This window comes from Lysinibacillus sp. BS3, from assembly GCF_039614735.1.
GTDB classification, from domain to species: domain Bacteria; phylum Bacillota; class Bacilli; order Bacillales_A; family Planococcaceae; genus Lysinibacillus; species Lysinibacillus capsici.
Map to the genome: position 1 here is coordinate 1222160 of NZ_CP154860.1, position 16843 is coordinate 1239002.

General features: G+C 39.6%; 20 protein-coding genes. 4 read left to right on the forward strand and 16 right to left on the reverse strand.

The window, feature by feature from the left end; translation table 11 throughout:
- Nucleotide 1: 1 nt before the first annotated feature.
- Nucleotides 2-856, reverse strand: a complete 855-nt coding sequence (gene panC / locus AAJG31_RS06345; protein WP_259950129.1) for a pantoate--beta-alanine ligase — start codon at nt 854-856, stop codon at nt 2-4.
- Nucleotides 856-1692, reverse strand: a complete 837-nt coding sequence (gene panB / locus AAJG31_RS06350) for a 3-methyl-2-oxobutanoate hydroxymethyltransferase (protein WP_066037629.1) — start codon at nt 1690-1692, stop codon at nt 856-858. The genes panC and panB overlap by 1 nt, the downstream gene beginning before the upstream one ends.
- 427 nt (nt 1693-2119) lie before the next feature.
- On the opposite strand from panB, the gene AAJG31_RS06355 reads away from it, so the two are divergent.
- From AAJG31_RS06355 to AAJG31_RS06365, 3 genes are read left to right on the forward strand one after another with little or no spacing between them, the layout of a single operon-like run.
- Nucleotides 2120-2440, forward strand: coding sequence for a PadR family transcriptional regulator (locus tag AAJG31_RS06355; protein ID WP_004232706.1), 321 nt, complete (start codon nt 2120-2122; stop codon nt 2438-2440).
- On the forward strand, nt 2433-3038 hold the full coding sequence (locus tag AAJG31_RS06360) for a DUF1700 domain-containing protein (protein WP_279494474.1): 606 nt from the start codon (nt 2433-2435) through the stop codon (nt 3036-3038). The genes AAJG31_RS06355 and AAJG31_RS06360 overlap by 8 nt, the downstream gene beginning before the upstream one ends.
- Nucleotides 3039-3875, forward strand: a complete 837-nt coding sequence (locus tag AAJG31_RS06365) for a DUF4097 family beta strand repeat-containing protein (protein WP_279494473.1) — start codon at nt 3039-3041, stop codon at nt 3873-3875. It abuts the gene before it with no gap.
- 607 nt (nt 3876-4482) lie between these two features.
- On the opposite strand, the gene AAJG31_RS06370 is transcribed toward AAJG31_RS06365, so the two are convergent.
- From AAJG31_RS06370 to AAJG31_RS06395, 6 genes are all read right to left on the reverse strand, one after another.
- Complete coding sequence (locus AAJG31_RS06370; RefSeq protein WP_279494471.1) at nt 4483-5466, reverse strand: biotin--[acetyl-CoA-carboxylase] ligase; 984 nt, start codon at nt 5464-5466, stop codon at nt 4483-4485.
- A gap of 155 nt (nt 5467-5621) precedes the next feature.
- Nucleotides 5622-6794 (reverse strand): CCA tRNA nucleotidyltransferase, encoded by a 1173-nt coding sequence (locus AAJG31_RS06375; RefSeq protein ID WP_048389850.1) that lies wholly within the window; start codon nt 6792-6794, stop codon nt 5622-5624.
- Nucleotides 6781-7926 carry an N-acetyl-alpha-D-glucosaminyl L-malate synthase BshA gene (gene bshA / locus AAJG31_RS06380; RefSeq protein WP_004232695.1) on the reverse strand — a complete coding sequence of 382 codons (1146 nt, stop codon included), beginning with the start codon at nt 7924-7926 and terminating at the stop codon, nt 6781-6783. Before bshA ends, AAJG31_RS06375 begins: the two co-directional genes overlap by 14 nt.
- Nucleotides 7927-7959: 33 nt before the next feature.
- Nucleotides 7960-8364 carry a methylglyoxal synthase gene (gene mgsA, locus AAJG31_RS06385; protein ID WP_004232690.1) on the reverse strand — a complete coding sequence of 135 codons (405 nt, stop codon included), beginning with the start codon at nt 8362-8364 and terminating at the stop codon, nt 7960-7962.
- A 19-nt stretch (nt 8365-8383) separates the two neighbouring features.
- A complete protein-coding gene (dapB, locus tag AAJG31_RS06390; protein ID WP_279496441.1) occupies nt 8384-9181 on the reverse strand; it encodes a 4-hydroxy-tetrahydrodipicolinate reductase in 798 nt (265 codons plus the stop codon).
- A complete protein-coding gene (locus tag AAJG31_RS06395; protein WP_036077682.1) occupies nt 9181-9516 on the reverse strand; it encodes a nucleotide pyrophosphohydrolase in 336 nt (111 codons plus the stop codon). The genes dapB and AAJG31_RS06395 overlap by 1 nt, the downstream gene beginning before the upstream one ends.
- A gap of 115 nt (nt 9517-9631) precedes the next feature.
- Between AAJG31_RS06395 and AAJG31_RS06400 the strand changes: the two genes are divergently transcribed.
- Complete coding sequence (locus AAJG31_RS06400) at nt 9632-10501, forward strand: YitT family protein (protein ID WP_004232676.1); 870 nt, start codon at nt 9632-9634, stop codon at nt 10499-10501.
- Between the two features lie 55 nt (nt 10502-10556).
- On the opposite strand, the gene AAJG31_RS06405 is transcribed toward AAJG31_RS06400, so the two are convergent.
- The 8 genes from AAJG31_RS06405 to AAJG31_RS06440 all read right to left on the reverse strand — a co-directional run bounded on the left by AAJG31_RS06405 (nt 10557) and on the right by AAJG31_RS06440 (nt 16751).
- On the reverse strand, nt 10557-11231 hold the full coding sequence (locus AAJG31_RS06405; protein WP_036077718.1) for a zinc metallopeptidase: 675 nt from the start codon (nt 11229-11231) through the stop codon (nt 10557-10559).
- A 60-nt stretch (nt 11232-11291) separates the two neighbouring features.
- Complete coding sequence (locus AAJG31_RS06410) at nt 11292-11888, reverse strand: DUF1405 domain-containing protein (protein ID WP_048389842.1); 597 nt, start codon at nt 11886-11888, stop codon at nt 11292-11294.
- A gap of 267 nt (nt 11889-12155) precedes the next feature.
- Nucleotides 12156-12923, reverse strand: coding sequence for a menaquinol-cytochrome c reductase cytochrome b/c subunit (locus tag AAJG31_RS06415; protein WP_004232669.1), 768 nt, complete (start codon nt 12921-12923; stop codon nt 12156-12158).
- Nucleotides 12924-12964: 41 nt separating this feature from the next.
- A complete protein-coding gene (locus AAJG31_RS06420; protein WP_004232663.1) occupies nt 12965-13639 on the reverse strand; it encodes a menaquinol-cytochrome c reductase cytochrome b subunit in 675 nt (224 codons plus the stop codon).
- 19 nt (nt 13640-13658) lie between these two features.
- Entirely contained in the window at nt 13659-14165 is a 507-nt protein-coding gene (locus AAJG31_RS06425; protein WP_004232660.1) for a ubiquinol-cytochrome c reductase iron-sulfur subunit, read from the reverse strand.
- A gap of 154 nt (nt 14166-14319) precedes the next feature.
- A complete protein-coding gene (locus AAJG31_RS06430) occupies nt 14320-14769 on the reverse strand; it encodes a YpiF family protein (RefSeq protein ID WP_279494469.1) in 450 nt (149 codons plus the stop codon).
- A gap of 141 nt (nt 14770-14910) precedes the next feature.
- Nucleotides 14911-15468, reverse strand: coding sequence for a ReoY family proteolytic degradation factor (locus AAJG31_RS06435; protein ID WP_048389838.1), 558 nt, complete (start codon nt 15466-15468; stop codon nt 14911-14913).
- A gap of 14 nt (nt 15469-15482) precedes the next feature.
- Nucleotides 15483-16751 (reverse strand): tetratricopeptide repeat protein, encoded by a 1269-nt coding sequence (locus AAJG31_RS06440; protein WP_279494468.1) that lies wholly within the window; start codon nt 16749-16751, stop codon nt 15483-15485.
- Between the last annotated feature and the right edge of the window lie 92 nt (nt 16752-16843).

Below are 16843 nucleotides of genomic sequence, written 5' to 3' on the forward strand. Positions count from 1 at the left end.
ACTATAGTCCCTCTTTCACAGTAAAAATACAATTATCGATTAAACGTGTTTTACCTATATAAACAGCTGCTGCCAACAGAACTTGCTGAGTTGCAGTTGTCACTGGTGTTAAATCTGGATATGTTAATAATTCAATATAATCAATGCGGCCATGTGTTCTTGCATGAATATGAGCTTTTGCTTTTGCAAGTGCTTTATCAGCATCACCATTCGCTAAAAAGTTATCGCGAGCCAACTGTAATGCCTCATTGATCGCTGGAGCCTCTTGTCGCTCTGACTCACTTAAATAGACATTACGGGAAGATTTCGCTAATCCGTCCTCCTCGCGTACAATTGGGACAACACGCATTTCTAAAGGGAAATTAAAATCACGTACCATTGTCGCAATAATCGCAACCTGCTGTGCATCTTTTTGACCGAAATAAGCTCTTGTTGGCAGTGTTAAATGAAATAATTTAGAGACAACCTGTAAAACACCATCAAAATGACCAGGACGACTTGCACCACAAAGAATGGTAGCCTGCTCACCTGCATGTAGACGAATCCCTCCATCTTGAGGATACATTTCTTCCACACTTGGTGCAAACACAATATCAACGCCCACAGATTCAGCTAATGCAGTATCTCTAGGCAAATCACGAGGATAACTTTCAAAATCCTCATTTGGCCCAAATTGTGTTGGGTTGACAAATATACTCATCACAACGACATCATTTTCTACACGAGCTGTTTGTGCTAATGTTAAATGACCTTCATGTAAATAGCCCATTGTCGGAACAAGTCCAATCGTTTTTTGAGCATGCTTAGCTGCTTGAATTTCTGTGGCTAATGCCTGTATGGTCGTGATGACTTTCATCATTTAACGCCTCCATATAGCTGATCTAATGCTTCCTCTTTCATTGTGAAGAAATGCTTTGGAGCTGGGAAAGTACCCGCTTTCACTGCTTCTACGTAACCCATCATCCCCGCGCTTGCTTCTTTGCCCATATCAGCAAATTGTTGAACAAATTTCGGTACATGGTGCGAACCGTAGCTTAGCATGTCATGATACACTAGCACTTGTCCATCAGCCTCAATACCAGCGCCTATGCCAATGGTTGGAATAACAAGACTAGCTGAAACAATTTCTGTCAGCTGATGAGGGATACATTCCAACACGACTGCACATGCTCCAGCCGCTTCGCATTGTTTTGCTTCTTCAAGCAGTGTAGCAGCCTGTTCAGCTGTTTTTCCTTGTACCTTATAACCACCAAGCACTCCCGCTGATTGAGGCAACAAGCCTAAGTGAGCTACTACTGGAATACCAGCTGACGTTAATTTACGAATGACAGGTATAACTTCACCTGCCCCCTCAACCTTTAAAGCATCTGCTCCTGTTTGTTGCATCATCGCAATGGCTGTTTTGAGTGTCTCATTGACATCGCCATGATAAGAACCAAAGGGCATATCAACGACTATAAACGTATCCTTTGCCCCTCGTCTTACTGCTTTTGCATGATGAACCATATCCGCTACAGTTACAGGCATTGTAGAATCATAGCCAAGCACGACCATTCCAAGTGAATCCCCGACTAGTATCATCTCAACGCCAGCTTCTTCCGCGAATTTAGCAGCTGGATAATCATAGGCCGTCACCATCACGATTTTCTCGCCTGCCGCTTTCATCTTTAAAAAATCTGTTGTCGTTTTCATTTTGTAGTCCTCCTTTTTTAAAGGAAGAAAACAGAAAAACCCTTCTGGCCGAAAACAGACAGAAGGGTAGTGTGTCGTTCAATGATAAAAAGACCCCTGAAAGAGGCAATAGCTTACAAAATGAAAGCTATATTTGAACGTATCGTTTTCTTCCGTCCCTGTCTAAAAGATCAAGGCAGATATTTGATAGTATAGTCTATTGCGTTTTTGAAGGTGCCGTTCACAATGGATACTGCCCTTCGCACATACTATAACAGATTTTCCTATTAATCTTCAAATATTATTTTCTTACAATATCTTCGTCTAACAACATTGGAAAAAATTTTCTTTTAGAATTGACAATCAATGTTATACGTCATATACTATCCACATACTATATGTCATATAATATAAAATGAAGTATAGGTATTACATGTGAGGTGAAAAGATGACATTTCAGCTTGGTTCAGCTTTACTTGATGCTTGTGTACTGGCTATTGTCGAGAAAGAGGACGCCTACGGTTATTCTTTAACACAGCAGGTACAATCAGTCATGGAGATTTCAGAGTCTACACTGTATCCTGTATTACGCCGCTTACAAAAAGCGCATTACTTAACAACGTACGATCAACCTTATCAAGGTAGAAATAGACGCTATTATCAAATTACGGAGCAAGGACGTATACGATTATTAGAGCTATTAAAAGAATGGCAAATGTATAAGGAAAAGGTTGATTGTGTACTTTTAGGAGGGAATTTAGATGGATAGAGCAAGCTATTTGAAACAGCTACGAGGAAAATTACGTCGGCTTCCTGCGCATGAGTTAGACGCTGCGCTTGCCTATTATGAAGAATACTTTGAGGAAGCTGGAGAGGAAAATGAGCATCAGGTCATTTCACAACTTGGCTCTCCTTCACACGTTGCCTCACAAATATTAGCTGATTTCGCATTAAAGGATTTAGAAACCTCCTCGGCAAAATCAACAAAAAAGAATATGTCTGCCATTCGGCTCATTATTCTAGCTATACTGTCTGCGCCCCTTTCATTGCCATTACTTGCAACAGCCATTGCACTCATTTTTTCATTTGGCGCAGTCATTATCAGCTTAATCTTTGCTATTGTCGCAACTGTTATTAGTATTTTTGCTGGTGGCGTTGTGGCGATCATTTCAGGTTTCTTAATTTTAACAGAGCATTGGCCGACCGCACTGCTCTTTATGGGTGTCGGGTTAATCGTAACGGGCTTGGGTGTCCTACTGTTCCCAGTTGTTGCTCGTGTTATCAAGAAAACCGTTGTTGTCTCTGTTGAAACATTAGGCAGACTGTTCCATAAAATGACAAAGAAGCAAAAAAAGGGGGACTTCTAAATGACGTCAAAAAATACCCTTATAGCCATGACAATGATTGCATTAGGCATTCTACTCGCATTGATTGGCTATTTTTCAGGGGGTCGCTGGCTGATTCTTAAAGATTCAGAGGGTCTTTATGTCCCAAGTAATACTAAATTAATAAGTCAGTCTCATGCTTTAGATGCATTCACAAGCATTAATATCGTAAATGATTATGGAGATGTGGAGATTGTTGCAAGTGATAGTGACTATAAATTAGACACAAAGGTCCATGAGCAAGAAGATGTAACATATCATATTGATAACGGAACTTTAACCATCGAAACAATGGCAAAGAAAAAGGATGGTTTTCAATTTGGCTTCGGTAACCTCTCTTCCCCTTCAATCAAACTCTATGTCCCAAAAGATACAAAAATAGAGGCGATTGTAATAGACAGTAATTTTGGCGATACAGCCATTCATGGGCTCCAGTATCAGCAGCTTAATCTCATCCAGGATTATGGAGATATTACTTTCAACAGCACGACGGGTGACAAAACAGAGATTAGGCAGTCCTTTGGTGATTTGACTCTTCAGCAACTTACTAGTAACGGCTTCACTATTGAGAGCGAGCATGGAGATATCGATATAGATGGCACATTAAATGGGCAAACAACCATTACCTCTAGTTTTGGCGATACAACGATTCACTTACAAAACAAACAAAGTGATGTAGGCTATGCTCTCAAAACAGACTTCGGTGATGTGACCATTAATGATGAAGAACAAAGTGGCACCGTGACTCAGGTAACGAAGGGTCAGCACCAACTGAATGTTTCCTTATCACATGGTGATATAGATGTGTCACTAAAATAAAGAATAGACTATAAAAGAAGCTGCAAGTACAGGACGTTACTTGCAGCTTTTCATATTGTTGAAAAACAAAACCATTAATAGAATTTTTGTGAAAGGTGAAAATGGTTTCCGTTGCAGGCTACTTTCTTTCCTGTGGGCGAGCGCCGATCCCACGGGAGTCAAGTAGCCTTCCACTTCAACCTACAAAAGTGTTACCTTTTTGCAAAGGTTTCCCAATAAAGTGAAGGTGTTCACGACTCTTTATGAAGAGGTGCTGATACGCATGACTTCCCCACATTGAAAATAAAAGTCTATCGATTCTCTAATAATACAAATAATGGATTATTTTGTTCGCTACGGCCAGTATGAAAGATAAAGCAAAGACACTTTTGCAGAATAGTTGATTGGGGTGGAGCCAGCGTCACTCATAGGGGATTTAGCGTCACAGATAAGACCCTGGAGCGAACGTAAGTGAGTGAAGCGGCTCATCGGACGCCCCCTGGAAAGGACGCTGGCGGAACGGAAATCACCCCCTCACCTTGCAAAGTTGCTTTTTCTGCCGTTGACATCATCTTTTTGCAACAACATGAGAAGCCGCAAGTATAGGACATTACTTGCAGCTTCTTTTTTATAATATTTTGATGTCTCCTGCATAGATCGTTCGAACCGTTCCATCGTCCTGTGTCAGTTGCAGAACACCATCGTCTGTAATACCACTGGCAACCCCTTCAAAACGTTCGCGTATCGTTGTTACCTCTATACGTTGACCAATTGTACAAGACATTTGCTGCCATAGTGTCTTGAGACTCGCAAAACCTTCTTTAACGTATAGTTCTGTAAATTGTTCTAAATAGTGTAAGATAGAGGCCACAAGTGCTGCACGATTGATTTCTTCTCCAGCTTCTAATCGTAATGAAGTGGCAATATCCGCAATATCAGGTGAAAAGTCAGCTGCTGCTTGGTTCGCATTTATGCCAATTCCAACAAGTAAAGCTTGCACAAGATCCGCCTCTGCTTGCATTTCCGTTAAAATCCCCGTACATTTTTTGCCATTAATCAATAAATCATTGGGCCATTTAATCGCTGGCTCTACATCTTTATATAAGGTTTTAATGGCCATTGTGACAGCTACTGCCACCACAAGTGTATAGGATGAGGCCTGTTGGGGCGTAACATCTGGCCGAACGATAACGGTCATCCAAATACCTGTCCCATGTGCAGACTCCCAAGGACGAGCCATACGACCACGCCCCGCTGTTTGCTCCTCACCAATAATAATTGTACCGTGTGGAGCTCCTTCCTGTGCAAGCTTATGCGCAATTGTTTGTGTTGAATCAACTACATCGTAATAATGGATCAAACGTCCAAAATGCTCTGTCTTTAAAAAAAGCTTAATCTGTGTCGGGCTCAAGCTATTTGGTACACCTGTCAATACATACCCCTTTTTCTTAATTGTATCAAATGTATACCCTTCCTCTTGTAATGTTTGCATATGCTTCCAAACAGCGGTTCTTGAGACACCAAGAGAATCTGCTAATTCCTGACCTGAAACCGCTTCTCCATCAGCAGCCAATATTCTTTTTAAAATTTCGTCCTTCATGGAAATTGTCATCTTCACATCAATCCTTTAGTTAACTGTACTCTTGTTATGTAACTTATTTTGTCTTAATCATACTGTAAATTAACGTAAATGACCACCAACGATAGGAATTTAATGAAGCCGTCTCCCATTTCAGGAGGCGGCTTTTACCTATCATGTATTCGGCTTTAAGTAAGATCCTGTTGCTCCAACCAACTTTTAATCTGTTGTCGATCATTTTGAAGTTCATGATGAAGAATGGCTGTCAGCAGATCCTCCAATGAGGCTTTTACCCACGGCCCACCCTTTTTGCCAGACCATTTCAGTAAATCAGCACCATTCACCGCTAATTCTTGCTTATGTTGAATCGGTAGCTTTGCCTGTAATTCTCGGATAGATTGTTGAGGTATCAAAGCGTCTAATTGGCGAAGTTGGGCAAAATATTGTGCAGCCTCTAGTTCTTGCTCTGTGTAGTAAAAATAATGGCGATTTGTCCAACCATCTTTTAAAGCGTCATAAGCGGTTAAAACGGAATTAATAAACGCCATTTCCTTATTCGATAATCGATAATCGCGCACTACCTCACGCCATGCTGCTCCTTGTAGTAAGGCAAAGTATGCCCAGCCAAGAAGGGCATCTTTTGTTTGGAAATTATGCCATTGTGCAGTTTGAAAATCACCTGTTAAATAGGCAGTTAATCCACTGTCCTCTAGTTTTTGTATACCCCCAAAAACTGTTTGTCCTACCCAAAGCTTATCAAGCTCTGCTTTAATGCGTTCTTTTGCAATAAAGCCCAAATCAGCAACCCTTTGCTGGATGGCTGCGAATGTATTCGCCTCGATCGTAAAATCAAGCTGTGCAGAGAAGCGAATCGCTCGCAGCATCCTTAAAGCATCTTCTGCAAACCGTTTTTCTGCCTCTCCTACCGCTCGTATAATGCGCTTTTCAATATCTTGTTGTCCACCATAATAATCTACAAAAGAGCCATCACGCCGCATGGCAATGGCGTTCATTGTAAAATCTCGGCGTTGTAAATCCTCTTTTAGAGATCGAACGAAATGGACATTCTGTGGTCTTCGATGATCTGTATATTCCCCATCTGTCCGATAGGTAGTCACTTCCACAGGTCCAGCGGGTACGATAACAAGTACCGTCCCATGCTGAATCCCAATATCTACAGTCTTTTGAAACACAGTTTTTACTTCTTCAGGCAAGGCATTTGTAGCCACATCTACATCATGGGCAGGACGATCGAGTAAAGCATCTCTTACAGCACCACCAACAATAACTGCTTCAAATCCTGCCTGTTCTAATTGCTCAATGACTGAATAGGCTGCCTGCCATTCTTTATTGTTTTGCATGATTTCTTTCCGCAACCTTCTCGTACAGATTTTCATATTGTTCCACAATTTTGGATGAGTGGAATTTTTCACTTACTGCACGGATGGCCGCTTCTCGGAAGCGCAGTAATTGTTCCTCATCTTGCAATAAATGGGTTGCATACGCCGCAACTGCCTCTGTATCCCCTAATTCCACGATATAGCCGTCAACACCATGCTCAATGACTTCTGGAATACCACCTACATTTGTTCCAATACAAGGTACACCACAAGCCATTGCCTCTAATAACACCAGTCCAAACGATTCTTGCTGTGATAATAATAGCTTTAGATCACTAATCGCATACAGTTCAGCTAAGTTTTCTTGTTTCCCTAAAAATAAAACATCCTTCATATACGGACTTCCTTTTACTTGGTCCATGACACGATGCTTTTCTGGGCCATCACCTACTAATAAGAGCTTTGCTTTCATGTTGGCACGGATTTTCATAAAGGCGTCTACAATGTGTGGAAGGTTCTTTATTTTACGGAAGTTTGATACATGAATGAGGACTTTTTCATCTTCTTGTATACCAAATTGCTCTTTTAAGTTTCCTGAATTTCGTGGGAAGTATTCGCGTTCGTCCACAAAGTTATAAATCGTTTCAATTGGTTTTACTGTATCAATCAGTTCATAGGTTTGTTCTTTTAATGCCTGTGACACGGTTGTCACAATATCAGATTTATCAATCCCATACTTAATGGCCTGTGAGAGCGTAGAATCTTGCCCAAGCACCGATATATCTGTGCCATGAAGGGTTGTAACGATGCCAATGTCTCGGCCGCTCATTTCACGGGCTAGTACCGCACATACTGCATGTGGGATGGCATAATGCACATGTAGCACATCCAACTCTTCATCCTTGATGACGTCTGCCATTTTACTCGCTAATGCAATATCGTATGGAGAATATTGAAATACTGAATAATTATTAACTTCGACTTCATGGAAAAAGACGGTTGGATAAATTTTATTCAATCGAAATGGTACGCTTGAGGTGATGAAATGAATTTCATGTCCTCTTTCTGCAAGCATTTTGCCTAATTCTGTTGCAATGACACCAGAGCCACCAACTGTAGGATAACAGGTAATGCCTATTTTTAGCTTTTTCATTCGATGATCATCCTTTCTGAATCACGTCTTTTGTTAATTGCGTCTTTCTTGTATCAGTCTCCAATCCACAAAGCCTTCCTGTAGGCCTTTTAGTAATATTTCTGCTGTTCCCATATTTGTTGCCAGTGGCACTTGGTAAACATCACAAAGACGGATTAGTGCAGAAACATCTGGCTCATGTGGTTGTGCTGTTAAAGGATCACGGAAAAATATCACCATGTCCATATCATTATTGGCAATCATTGCGCCAATTTGTTGGTCGCCACCAAGTGGCCCTGAACGAAAACGTGTAACTTCCAAACCAGTAGCTTCGATGACACGTTGTCCTGTTGTGCCGGTAGCATATAGTGTGTGTTCTTGTAAAATATTTTGGTAAGCAATAGCAAACTGTACTAAATTATCTTTTTTACGATCATGTGCAATCAATGCGATTTTCATATAGCTTCCATCCCAATCTTTAGATGATGTTTTCTAAACCATAAACAAGCTGATCCATTTTCATAACCTCTTCTATGCAAAATGCAACACCCGACATAAAAGAATTACGGTTTAATGAATCATGGCGAATCGTTAGTAGCTGCCCATCCCCTCCAAATAATACTTGCTGGTGTGCCACTAAACCAGGTAAACGTACGGAGTGAATGCGCATACCGTCAAAATCTCCACCTCTTGCACCTTTAATGGTTTCTTTCTCTTCTAGATGTCCTTGTGCCTTTGGCGTACGGACCTCTTGTATTAACTGTGCCGTTTTCACCGCTGTCCCAGATGGTGCATCAAGCTTCTGATCATGGTGCATTTCTATAATCTCTACATCTGGTAAGTATTTGGCTGCTTCTTTTGCAAACTTCATCATTAGGATAGCACCAATCGCAAAGTTTGGTGCAATAATGCAACCTAACTCTTTTTCTTTGGCCATGGCTGATAATTCCTCTAGTTGTGCATCTGTAAATCCTGTTGTACCAATTACTGGTCGTACATTTAAATTCAGTGCTTCCTTTGTATGTTTGTAGACTGCATGTGGATTAGTTAAATCCACTAGTACATCTGGTGCAGTTGCTTCTACAAGATCATGCATTTCTGTAAATATAGGCACTGTATAGCTTGCTGGAAACATATCTAAATCACCTAAAGTTTTTCCTACTTCCTTATAATCTAGTACAGCTACTAATTCCATTTTGTCATGTTTCATGACCGTATGTACAGCCTCAGCTCCCATTTTTCCTCTTGCTCCCGCAATAGCTACACGAATCGACATCATTCTTCATCCTTTCTAGTCCAACGATCCTTATCTCTAGTTTCAAATTTATGTATGACGCGTAAAAGTGCTTCATCTAGTTTAATACCTTGGGCATTTGCAAAACAGACTAGTACAAAGAAAAAGTCTCCTAGTTCCTCTTCAATACTGTTTGTATCCTCTGTACTCTTTTTCTTTTTCTGTCCATAGACATCCTGAACTTCGCGTGAAAGTTCACCTAATTCTTCTGTTAGACGTGCAAGTAATTCAAATGGTGGAAAATAGCCTTCTTTAAATTGTCCTATATAGTCATCGACACGCTGTTGTAAAGCTTGCATTGTTAGTTGATCTGCCATAAAAATCACACTCCTATTTACCATCGTATAAAATTTACACCATTGTTGTCAAAACCAATAAAATGTCAGATAATAGATAACACTACTTCATTTGTTTGGAACTACAGGAGGTCAAATGCTAAAACAGATTAAAATACGTAATATTATCGCGATTATGCTCGGAGCAGCAGTTTTCAGCTTCGGCTTTGTTCACTTCAACATCCAAAATCAACTGGGTGAAGGTGGACTAAGTGGGATTACACTCATACTATATTTTACATTAGGATGGGACCCTGCCTTAATGAACCTGTTATTAAATATTCCCATGTTTATCATAGGTTATCGATTACTTGGAAAAAAATCATTTGTCTATACGCTTGTCGGCACTTTATCCGTATCTCTTTTTCTAAAAATTTTCCAAAAATATCAATTTACCATCCATTTAGAGGATGACATGTTGCTTGTAGCACTTTTTGCTGGTGTCTTTGTTGGATTGGGACTTGGGATTGTCTTTCGTTTCGGTGGCACTACAGGTGGTGTCGATATTTTGGCACGACTAGGGCATAAATATTTTGGCTGGAGTATGGGGAAAACCATGTTTGTCTTCGATGCCATCGTCATCATTCTTTCTTGGCTGACGTTCTTGGATGCTCGTTCCATGATGTATACATTAGTAGCCGTATTTGTTGGAGCCCGTGTCATTGACTTTGTACAAGAAGGTGCTTATGCGGCTCGTGGTGCGCTTATCATATCAGAAAAGTCTGGAGCCATTGCTGAAACAATCGCTCTTCGAATGGAGCGTGGTATCACCATTTTAGAAGGACATGGTCATTTTACGAAACAACCTAAGGAGGTTATTTATTGTGTAATTGGTCGCAATGAAGTTGTACGGTTAAAATCTATTGTGCATGAAGTTGATCCGCACGCATTTGTTTCCATCATTGAAGTACGAGATGTGGCAGGAGAAGGCTTCACACTAGACGATCAAAAGCAACCCCTTCATTAAGCATACGAAGATAAAAAACTTGTTATAGTGGTGTACCACTATAACAAGTTTTTTCTTAGTCGTCGCTACGCATATTGGTAAAAATTAAAATTAAACGTAATAACTCTAGTACTGCTACCGCTGCCGCTGCTACATATGTTAATGCTGCAGCACTTAATACTTTTCGTGCTGGTCGTTCTTCTTCATTTGTAATAATGCCAAGTGAATTCATTTGAACTAATGCTCGCTTTGAGGCATCAAACTCCACCGGAAGTGTCACTAATTGGAAAACAACACCTGCTGCTAATAATATGATACCTAATAGCAAGAAATTCGTACTACTTGCAAAAATACCAATCATTACGAAAATCCAAGACGCATTAGAAGAAATATTTGCTACTGGGACTAGCTTACTACGTAATGTAAGCATGGAATAAGCTTCTTTATGTTGGATGGCGTGACCTACCTCATGGGCAGCAACCGCAGCACCTGCAACACTTGCTTCATAAAAGTTACTTTCTGATAAAGCCACTGTTTTGGTTGCTGGATTATAATGATCAGACAACACACCTTGTGTTGGCACAACTCGTACATCATATAAGCCGTTTGCATCTAAAATCGCACGCGCTACCTCTGCACCAGTTTGCCCCTTCATTGTACGTTGCTTTGCAAATTTATTATACGTACCCTTTACCTTCATTTGAGCATAAAGTGGAAGCAGCATAATAATCACAAAATAAACAATATACATGCTCGTTGACAATTTTCTAACCCCTTTCTACCTCGATACTATAATTCTATAATTTATACCCTAATTCGGCAAATATTTGCGCCACCTAATTGAGAAAATGGCAAGTAAAATACATGCAATTGATAACCAGAATGTAAAGTAACCTATATAGCTTGTGTAATTGGCTAAATCCCGATACATCGGCATTTGCCCAAATACATAGTCAATGACATCATTATGCAGTGTCCAAACAGCTGCTATCACAACATGCCAATAAGTGAAGACATATTTCTTCATATATAGTACAGCTTGTACAGCCATGGCAAAATGTGAACCAACTAGCATCCATCCCTGCCAGCCAATAGAACCTGTTTCAATTAATGTCCAAATATTCATCACATCTGCCCATAAGCCATATTTCACCAACGTAACAAGGGCAAGTACTTCCATCAGTGGCCAGCTTTTCCCCATAATCCAAGCAATTAACACAAAACAAAAGAATAAACTGGCTGTCGGACTATCTGGAACAAAAATATAAAAAATAGGCTCTGTGATGGCAAGCTGCCACCCATACCAATAATAGCCATAAATTGTACCTAGTAGATTAATAATTAGCAGCACTATCAAGAATGATTTATGGGTCAGAAGGTACCAAATATTTGCTCTTGTTAGTTGCACGATGTTAACTCCTTCCGATAAAAACAATCCATTATTTATGTATAGTTCTGAAATTCTAGAGCTTTACTCTACCTTTCAATTCAATTGTATCTCACCATCAATATGTGTTATTTTATTGTTTTAATTCGCTTACTTGTTTCAAGAATAAATGTTTTTTCGACATCTTTCGCTAAAATCCTTTATACAAGGGAACCTTTTTGTATGGCTTCCAGTCCCAATAGTATAACAAGGTAGAAAAAAAGAGCCAGTTTCCTGACTCTTTTACTATTACTCTGCTTTTAAGCTTTCGATGAATTCAGCAAGTTTTTGAAGATCTTCATCTGAACCTGTCCATAATCCTGGTGGCATGTTACCGCGACCATTATGAGCAATGTCCTTAATCTCATCAGCTGTTAATCCAGTGTTCATTAGAGATGGTGCACCAGCTCCACCTTCTAAGCCTTCACCGTGACATGTAATACAAGCTGAACCAGCGTATAGTTTATAACCTTCTGATTCTTTATCGAATTCAACTGTTTCTACGATTGCACCCATAGCTTTTTGAGCTTCCCAGTCGTGGTTAACAACTGACTCCCAAGTTAGGTAGAACATAGCAGCTAAAGTTAATAACATAAACGCTGTTGGCAATGGACGTTTAGATGGACGACGTTCTGGACCCTTGTCTAAAAATGGCATTAATAATAGCGCTCCAAATGCAAGACCTGGAATTACAATAGCTCCGATTACATTGTATGGACCAGAAGCAAATGAGTATTTTAAAAGTTGATACATAAATAAGAAGTACCAGTCCGGTAGTGGTGTATATGCTCTAGTTGGATCTGCCGGCCCTTCAAGTGGTGACGGGTGAGCGACAGTTAATAATAAGTATCCAATTAAAAATACAGCACCTACCATCCATTCCTTCAGTAAGAAGTTTGGCCAGAAAGCTTCCGTCTTACCTGGATATTCGGAATAATCCTTTGGAACGTTCGGCATTCTGTGATTCGCTTTAATACGAGAATCGCCGACAAATTTCATTCCTTTTCCGCGATGCATAGTGTCCCCTCCTTTTAAAGATCATCGAACCGTCAAGACAATTACAACGGTCCTGAAATTCCTTGACGACGAATCATGATAAAGTGCGCTGCAAGTAACCCAAACAATACTGCAGGTAAGAAGAATACATGAATCGCAAAGAATCGAGTTAACGTTTGAGCACCAAGAATCGTTGTGTCACCCGCTAATAATACTTTAATCATCCCACCGATAAACGGTACTGATGCTGCAATTTCGATACCTACTTTAGTAGCGAATAATGCTTTCATATCCCATGGTAATAAGTATCCTGTAAATCCAAGACCCATCATTACACCAAAAATACCTACACCAACCATCCAGTTTAACTCACGAGGTTTTTTATAAGAACCTGTGAAGAATACACGAAGTGTATGTAAGAACATCATTACGATAACTAATGAAGCTCCCCAGTGGTGCATACCGCGTACGATTTCACCAAATGCTACTTCGTTTTGTAAATAATAAACTGATTTCCAGGCATTCACAACGTCTGGTACATAGTACATTGTTAGGAACATACCAGATAGAATTTGAATTACTGTGATGAAGAATGTTAATCCACCAAAGCAGTAAACGAATGCTGAAAAATGATGTGCAGGGTTAACGTGCTCTGGCACTTCGTGGTCGGCAATATCACGCCAAATCGGTGTAATATCTAGGCGTTCATCGACCCAATCATAAATTTTATTTAGCACTGTTGTCGTACCCCCTTACTTATTTAACTAGAGAATTTGCTTTAGCTGGACCAATCATTAAATAGCCATCTTGTTCTTGTACTTCAAATTCATCCAACGGACCTAGAGGCGGTGTACCTGCAATGTTTTTCCCGTTTTTCTCATAACGTCCTGCGTGGCATGGACAGAAGAATTGACCTGGGTGTGCAGAATCTCCATTCCAGTCAACCATACATCCTAAATGCTTACAAACAGGTGAAAGGGCAATGATTTGATCGCCACTTTTATAAACCCAAGCTACATCTGTAACCTGTGATTTATACCATGCATCCACTTGTTCATATGAAAAGTCCACTTTTACAGGCTCTTCAGTCAAGTCAGCGATTTTATGCTCTGTTTTTACAAAATCCCCACCCTCATGCTTTTGTAGCACAGGATCAATTGCAAAGCGAAGCATTGGCATTAGCATACCTGCCGCCATAAATCCACCTACACCAGTAAGAGTATAACTTAGAAATTGACGACGTGAAACTCGATTATTACTCATTATTTTCCCCCCTCTAACTTAAAGGTCAGTCCAACGGACATACTTTTACAAATAGTAATACTAGGACATATATATGATATATCAAGTCCATAGCTTGGTCAATATAGCATTCTGTGGAAAGCTGGAGAATGTGAACATTTATTGAAACTAATTGTTAAATCTGTGCCCATTTAGTCGAAAGCATTGGAATCACTTGTCGCAATTGATCTTCTAGAATGGATTTTTTCACACTGGCATCCATACTTTCTAAAGGAATCGCTGGTAACCAAATCATATTGCCTATCTCTCCACTCTTTGTCCAATAATGGTCACAAGTAATGAAGAACACATGCTTAAATCCAGCATTATGTAATTGTGCTTCTAATTGCTGTGGTAAATCGTCGTTTTTTAAAGTTGTCATATAAGAAAATGGTGGCATGACTAGTAGTCGACCTTTAAACTGCTGCTCTATAAAAGAAGTTAAAGACATGACAAAATCTACCTCGGCACCACTTTGTTTCATTTTTTCAGAAGAGAGATCAATGGATACAAGTGGAACAACCGCGGTATCAATAAAATCTTTTTGTGCCATAAACGATGTTACATCGTTTGCATTAAAATACATTCAACAAACCTCCTTTTATCGCAAAATAAAAATGTCCTTTTCCACTCTTCAATAGGATACCCAATTAAAAGTGAAAACAATCATTCACTAGTAATGTTACCATATTGAAATGGATAAAGGACATTCAATTTTTACCTATAATTAACGTAAATTAGCCGTTTCCTTCAATGCTTGTAACAAATTAGACAATTCATAAAATCGCACTTCATCTCCCTGGTCGAGAGCTTCATCAATTTGTGCAAGTAATTTCTCTTCTTGGAATACGAGTAAGCTATTGGAAAGCAGCTCTTCTGCCAGTACACGATCTTTTTCACTGACGAGCAGTGTTTCTGGCATATAAGGGTTTTCTTCAAGAACTGCTAAGTATTGTGCACTTGGTGGTATATTAGGAAAATTCAATTGTATATACATATCTTCTTGTTCATGTAAGCGTAAATCATGGAAAGACTTCTCAGCATCTGCCGTCATCACATTGCCTTTATAGAAACGAAAAGGCACACCTGTTGAGTCTACTGTTGACATCACCATTGCCCTAGGACAATAGTGAGCTTCTTCCACAAAACGGATTCTTTTTAACAAGTCATCATTACTTAATAGGTAATTTAAAATCCATACACACTCACGACGTTTCAATTGATAATTTTTTAAAAACCATCGAACAAATGCTTTTTTATCAACAACTGATACAGAAGCAGTCATACCCACTCCCTCCTTTACTCAAATTCTAAGGTTTCTAACTTCTCCTGCCACTCTGGTTCACCCGGTTGAATGTTGATTAATTGTCCAAGAACCTCTTTTGCCTCTGAAAGCTTTCCTTCTTCTAATAAGAAGTAAACATATTTTTCTAAAAATGTTGCGTCTTCCTTAAAATCATTATATGCCAAACGGTAAAATTCGTATGCACGGTCGTACAATTCTAAATTTTCATATGCCTCTGCCGCAAAAGGATATAAAGTGCTCCATTCAAAATCATTTTGCTGTAATGTCTCAAATAACTCGATTACATCCTCATGGCGCTCCTGTTGTCCAAACACTGAAATAAGTGCCAGTACCGCTTCCATATATTCAGGATCGAGCGCTATAGCTTCTCTCAGATGTTGCTCAGCTTCTTCTGGCAAACCATTTTTCAATGCCATTTTACCAGCGAATAAATAAAGCGATTTATCATATTCATCACGCTTTAACCCCTCTTGAATGGCAGCATAAGCTTTTTGATTATCCTCTGTCATTGCATAGCTTTCCGCAAGCAATAAATAGGCTGAGAAGTAATCAGGATCTAATTCTTTCAATTCCTCTAGTTGTTTAATAGCCATCTCGTATTTTTGTGACTGGAAGGCTGAATAAGCAGCTCCAAATAAAATATCGGGCTTTACTTCATCTTCAAGGGCTTTGACATAATAATCAAATGCCGTCTCATAGGCTGCACCTGCACGATAAACCTCCGCTAGTCGTTCGACAAGTTGAATACCAGCAAATTCATTTTGCTGCTCATATAAGTCCTCATACAGTCTTGCTGCCTCTAAAAAACGACCTGTTTCAAATAAAAGTTCTGCTTTCGCAAAATGTAATAATGGCTCGTCTGGTAAAATCGCTAATGCTTCATTTATACGCTTTTCTGCAACCTCAAATAACCCTTGCATTTGATAATAATCAGCTAAAACCAATAACGCTTGTGGATATTCTGGGGAGGTTTCTTCAATTTCTAATAATAAATCTAATGCTTCATCTTCATTACCAAGCTCCATTAGGACATTGGCACGATCTATTTTTAACTGTGCTTCTTCTGGGAATAAAAATTGTAAATGCTCCAGCACACGGTCAGCTTCCTTCATGTACCCATACTGCATAAAAATCTCAGCAAGTGCATAGATCTCCTCGGGTAGCTCCTTCATTAAAAATGATTCTAGTAGCTGATCTATTAATGCTAAATCCCCTTGTTCAAGTGCTTGCATCATTTCAGTCATCGCATTGTTCACAGTCATTCACCTATTCTTTCGTTGATACCTTTATGCTACAAAACATTTACCTCTGAAACAAGAAAAAACTCCCCAAAAGCTTGGAGAGCCTCTCTTTA

Coding starts and splice junctions, on each gene's coding strand:
- AAJG31_RS06360 (WP_279494474.1), top strand. CDS start 2,433: ATGGATAGAGCAAGCTATTTGAAACAGCTACGAGGAAAATTACGTCGG.
- panB (WP_066037629.1), bottom strand. CDS start 1,692: ATGAAAACGACAACAGATTTTTTAAAGATGAAAGCGGCAGGCGAGAAA.
- mgsA (WP_004232690.1), bottom strand. CDS start 8,364: ATGAAAATCGCATTGATTGCACATGATCGTAAAAAAGATAATTTAGTA.
- AAJG31_RS06400 (WP_004232676.1), top strand. CDS start 9,632: ATGCTAAAACAGATTAAAATACGTAATATTATCGCGATTATGCTCGGA.
- AAJG31_RS06365 (WP_279494473.1), top strand. CDS start 3,039: ATGACGTCAAAAAATACCCTTATAGCCATGACAATGATTGCATTAGGC.
- AAJG31_RS06425 (WP_004232660.1), bottom strand. CDS start 14,165: ATGAGTAATAATCGAGTTTCACGTCGTCAATTTCTAAGTTATACTCTT.
- AAJG31_RS06355 (WP_004232706.1), top strand. CDS start 2,120: ATGACATTTCAGCTTGGTTCAGCTTTACTTGATGCTTGTGTACTGGCT.
- AAJG31_RS06405 (WP_036077718.1), bottom strand. CDS start 11,231: ATGTATATTGTTTATTTTGTGATTATTATGCTGCTTCCACTTTATGCT.
- AAJG31_RS06440 (WP_279494468.1), bottom strand. CDS start 16,751: ATGACTGTGAACAATGCGATGACTGAAATGATGCAAGCACTTGAACAA.
- panC (WP_259950129.1), bottom strand. CDS start 856: ATGAAAGTCATCACGACCATACAGGCATTAGCCACAGAAATTCAAGCA.
- AAJG31_RS06370 (WP_279494471.1), bottom strand. CDS start 5,466: ATGACAATTTCCATGAAGGACGAAATTTTAAAAAGAATATTGGCTGCT.
- AAJG31_RS06430 (WP_279494469.1), bottom strand. CDS start 14,769: ATGTATTTTAATGCAAACGATGTAACATCGTTTATGGCACAAAAAGAT.
- AAJG31_RS06395 (WP_036077682.1), bottom strand. CDS start 9,516: ATGGCAGATCAACTAACAATGCAAGCTTTACAACAGCGTGTCGATGAC.
- bshA (WP_004232695.1), bottom strand. CDS start 7,926: ATGAAAAAGCTAAAAATAGGCATTACCTGTTATCCTACAGTTGGTGGC.
- dapB (WP_279496441.1), bottom strand. CDS start 9,181: ATGTCGATTCGTGTAGCTATTGCGGGAGCAAGAGGAAAAATGGGAGCT.
- AAJG31_RS06435 (WP_048389838.1), bottom strand. CDS start 15,468: ATGACTGCTTCTGTATCAGTTGTTGATAAAAAAGCATTTGTTCGATGG.
- AAJG31_RS06375 (WP_048389850.1), bottom strand. CDS start 6,794: ATGCAAAACAATAAAGAATGGCAGGCAGCCTATTCAGTCATTGAGCAA.
- AAJG31_RS06415 (WP_004232669.1), bottom strand. CDS start 12,923: ATGCATCGCGGAAAAGGAATGAAATTTGTCGGCGATTCTCGTATTAAA.